The sequence below is a fragment of the Pseudomonadota bacterium genome, from assembly GCA_023229365.1.
Classification (GTDB): domain Bacteria; phylum Myxococcota_A; class Polyangia; order JAAYKL01; family JAAYKL01; genus JALNZK01.
In genome coordinates this window covers 1-4,382 of record JALNZK010000226.1, presented here as the reverse complement: position 1 = coordinate 4,382, position 4,382 = coordinate 1, and the positions used below count along the sequence as shown (strand labels likewise).

General features: G+C 72.4%; 4 protein-coding genes. 1 reads left to right on the top strand and 3 read right to left on the bottom strand.

All coding sequences use genetic code 11. The features are described from left to right. Positions 1-367, top strand: a 367-nt coding sequence (locus M0R80_31445) for a hypothetical protein (protein MCK9464158.1), incomplete at its 5' end; no start/stop codon positions are given. A gap of 31 nt (positions 368-398) precedes the next feature. On the opposite strand, the gene M0R80_31440 is transcribed toward M0R80_31445, so the two are convergent. The 3 genes from M0R80_31440 to lipB form a co-directional block, all read right to left on the bottom strand. After that, positions 399-1,106 (bottom strand): amino acid racemase, encoded by a 708-nt coding sequence (locus M0R80_31440; protein MCK9464157.1) that lies wholly within the window; start codon positions 1,104-1,106, stop codon positions 399-401. A 27-nt stretch (positions 1,107-1,133) separates the two neighbouring features. Continuing rightward, complete coding sequence (locus M0R80_31435; protein ID MCK9464156.1) at positions 1,134-3,971, bottom strand: hypothetical protein; 2,838 nt, start codon at positions 3,969-3,971, stop codon at positions 1,134-1,136. Then, a partial coding sequence (gene lipB, locus M0R80_31430) for a lipoyl(octanoyl) transferase LipB (protein ID MCK9464155.1) occupies positions 3,968-4,382 on the bottom strand: 415 nt, incomplete at its 5' end. The genes lipB and M0R80_31435, both read right to left, overlap by 4 nt.

The window sequence follows — 4,382 nt, the reverse complement described above, 5'->3', positions numbered from 1 at the left end:
CGAGACCGACACCGATTCCGACACCGACACCGACACCGACACCGACACCGACACCGACACCGACACGGACACCGACACGGACACCGACACGGACACCGACACCGACACGGATTCCGACACCGACACGGACTGCCTGCCGGAGTGCAAGGAGTGCACCCCGGGCGAGGTCGATCCGTGCTGTGGCGAGGTCGAGTGCGAGCTCTCCGGCGACGCGTACATCTGCCTCCCGCCGACCCCGGATCCGGACCTGTGCGCGGATCTCGCGCCAGTGGACGAAGAGCCGTGCGATCACGTCGGGCTCATCTGCGCCGTGTCGATGATCGAGACCTGCCAATGCACCTGCGACGGCTGGGCGTGCGTCTACTGACGCCGGGACAAGCGGCGGCCGGCGTGCGGCCCTAGCGGGAGCACGCGCGGCGCAGGGCGGCGCGGGCGAGGAGGCGGGTGGAGTCGAGCGTCGGCAGCGGCGACGCCTCCTCGGTCACGAGGAGCGGGATCTCCGTGCAGCCGAGCACGACCGCGTCGCACCCCGTGGCCGCGAGGCGCGCGATGATCGCGCGGTAGGCCTTCAGGCTCTCGGGGCGCACGACGCCGTAGGTCAGCTCGTCCATGATGACGCTGTGGACGACCTCGCGGTCGGGGGCGTCCGGCGTGCGCTGCTCGATGCCGCGGCGCGCGAGCACCCCCGGGTAGAGCGGCCCTTCCATCGTGTATTTCGTCCCGAGCACGCCGAGGCGGCGGAAGCCGCGCCGCTCGGCCTCGTCCGCGACCTCCTCGGCGATGTGCAACCACGGCAGCGGCGAACGCCGAGCCATCAGGTCGAACGCCCGGTGGATCGTGTTGTCCGGCGTGAGCAAAAAGTCTGCGCCGCAGGCGGCGAGCTTCCGGGCCGACGCCAGCATGAGCTCTGCGACCCCGCGCCAGTCGTCGCGGTCGATGCAGTCCATGTACTCGGAGAGCGGGTGCGTGTGCATGGAGATCTCGGGGTGCGCGTGGTCGCCCAGGATCGCCGCGCCCTCGGCGCAGATCGTGCGGTAGCAGAGGGCGGCGCCCTCGGCGCTGCACGCGACGATCCCGATGTGCGACGGCGGGCGTTTCTGGCTCATCGTTCCCTCCTCCGTTCCGGCTCCGCCTCAGTACGTCTGGGTGATCCCGAATACGATCTTGAACGGCGCGCGCGCGGATTCCTCGATCGCGCCGTCGGCCTGCTCGAGCTCGTAGGTGCGATCCCCCGGCCAGAACGGCACGGCGACGTCGAGCGCGATCAGGTACTGGCTCAGGCCGAAGGCGAGCATGTGCAGCCGGAGGCCGTACCCGACCTCCGCGAAGAGCCTGTCGGAGGTGAACATGCCGCCGTAGCCCGCGGGCGACGACGTCGTCCCGCCGCCGACGAACAGCGCGCCCTGGAGCCGCTCGAAGGTCGACGCGGCCGGCAGGCGGCCCCCGGAGAACTCGATGAGGTCGTGCCGGTACTCCGCGACCGCGTACAGGCCGATCCGGCCGTACGTCTCGTCGATGTCGAACGCGCGCAGGACGAGCCGGTTCGACAGGGACGGCAGCTCCGCGGCCGGCGGGCGGCCGACGATCGCCATGGCGCCGCCGTACAGCGCGAACACGTGCCCGAGCCGCGGCGAGAGGAGCCAGAACGTGCGCGCCAGCGCCTTGCCCTCGTGGACGTAGTCGCCGCCGTCGGCGCGGCCGAACCCGTAGCCGAGGTACGCGTTGAACGACATCCCGGAACGAGGATCCGGGAAGTAGGAGCGATCGTCGCGGCCGAGCACCGCGCCGATCGTCCCGATCGTCGCCGCGAATCGCGACTCGTCCGGCAGGGCGGTGGAGGCGGTCTCGGTCTCCTCGACACGCACCGCGCCGATCGACGGCCCGACGTACCAGGTGCGGGCGTTCAGCGTCCGCTTCCTGCCGAAGTACCGGTAGTACCCGATCGAGCCGCCGTAGCTGCGCGGCGCGTAGCTGCCGTAGAGCTGGATGGAGTTGGTCACGTCGTACAGGCGGCGCAACGCGATCCCGATCTGGACGTTCGGCTCGAACGTCTCTGTGTCGCCCCACAAGAGGAGCCGCGTGAGCAGCGGCGGCCGCCACGGAAGGGGCCGCGCGTCGTCGGCGAGCGGGTGCTCGTCCGTGAGCTCCGCGGACTCGACGAGCCTGCCCTCGGGATCGAGCCGCACGGCGTCGAGCGGCGCCGAGGACTCCCAGACCGCCGGGGTGTCCGGGTTCGCGCCGTCCCATGTCGCGTCGCTCCGCGCGCCGTCGTCGTCCTCCATCCGGACGGTCAAAGGCTCGACGGCCTCGGCGCCGTCGCGGGCCACGGCCACCTCGTGGCGGAAGCGGCCGCCGCCGAGCGGGACGTCGGCCACGCGCGTGATCCTGTAGTTCAGCTTCGGATAGGCGCCGAGCCAGTCCGCCTCGAACCGCGCGGCGCGGTCCCCGAGCCGCTCGCGCAGGAGGGCGCCGAACCCGATGTCGCTCTCGGCGTATTCGGCGACGAGCGCGGCCGCGGCGTCGGCGCCGAGGAGATCCTCGAGCTTGGCGAGGACGCGGCGGCCCCGGGGCAGATCGTTCGCGAAGAGCCACGGCGCGTCCCGCAGGGGATCCTCCTCCTCGGGCGAGGTCGCGTACGCCTCCCGGAACGGCACCTCCGGCGCGTACAGGAGGTTGTCGACGTACGGGATGAACGCGGCGAACCCGACGACGTCCTTGAGCGACTCGGCCCTGCCGTGGGCCGCCGCGACGTACAGCTCGCGAACCCGCGCGCCGACCACCTCGGCCGCGAGGAAGCGCAGCTCGGGCGGCTCGCCCGCGGACAGCTCGGCCGCGAGCGCGGCCCCGAGCTCCTGGGCCAGCGCCGCGTCGTGGAACGCGAGCGCGCGCTCGAACGGGATCAGCCCGAACAGGCGATCCGAGACGAGCAGCTGGCCCGGGCTCCACTGCGCCAGCCTGTCGAACGCCGGGATTTCGACGAGGACGAGCCGCGCCGGGAGCCTCGCCTCGGGCGCGATCCCGCGGAGCTCGGCGGCGCAGCTCGCGAGCACAACGAAGGCGCGGTCTGCGAAGTCGACGCGGCCGAGATCCGGGATGGCGGAGGCCGGGACGCGATTCTCCGGGGTCCGCGTGTCGCTCCACGCGTAGGTGCCAGGGCGCGTCCGCGCGCTCACGTAGACCGCCTCGCCGAACGGCATCTTCGCGGTCGAGATCTCCATCCGCTCCATGACGACGATCGGCAACGACTCCGCACGGAGGTCGAGGGTCTCGAGCGTCCGGCGCCCGTTTGCGATCGGGAACACCTGGTCGCCTATCACAGCGCCCGATCCGCCCGGGATCGAGAGGCGCGCCGAGAACGCCGCGAGCCGCGGCGGCAGCGAGGGATCGCGACCGGTCAGATCCGGGAGCGGGCGCGGAAAGAAGTCGCCGCCGAGCGACACCGTGCCGCGGTACCGCCCGAACCGCCCGCGGCGCTCCGGGATTCGCGTGCGGAAGGCGACGGCGAGCTCTCCCTCGGCGCCCTTCGCGAGCGGCTCGGGCAGGATGACGCGCACGAGGACGCGCTCGGTGCCCTCGGGGCGGATCGCGGCAGGGGTCGGCTCGAAGCGGATGGCGGAGGCTGAGAGCGGCACCCCGTTCCAGGCCGGCGACGAGATCGCGGTCCCGCCCGCGCTGACGCCCTTCGGGTAGAGCCAGTGAGAGGTGCGATCCGTCACCTGCGCCTCGGGATCCGCGAATCGGTTGGCGTACAGCCACAGAGGGATCGAGGAGAGCGGCTCGCCGGTGTCGTTCACCACCCGGATCCGCACCTTTCCGGAGACGACGTCCCCGTCGTCGGAGAGCGCCGCACCGATCGCGATCGCGGTCCGCACGGGCGCGGGATCCGGGACGGCCGCGAGGGCGGGTGTCGCCCGCCCGCAGAGGCACGTCGCGGCGGCGAGGAGCACGAGCGCGCTGCGGCGGGAGGTCATCGGATCACGCCGACGCCGAACACCTCCGCGAACGCGGCGATCAGCGCCTCGCACGCGGCGGGGATCGGCGGCGCCTCGCCGAGGATCGAGGCGAGCGACGCCACCCCGATGCCCGTGAGGCCGCACGGAATGATGAAGCGGTAGTGATCGAGGTCCGGGGCGACGTTGAAGGCGAACCCGTGGAACGCGATCCCGCGGCTCACGCGCACGCCGATCGCCCCGATCTTGGGCCCGCGCCCCGCGTCCGCGAAGACGCCCACGATCCCTTCGCGCCGGCCTGCCTCGACGCCGAAGGCGCTCGCCGCGCGGATCATCACCTCCTCGAGGCCATGGACGTACTGCGCGACGCCGAGTCGCAGCGCGTGCAGATCGACGATCGGGTAGCCGACGGTCTGGCCGGGTCCGCGGTAG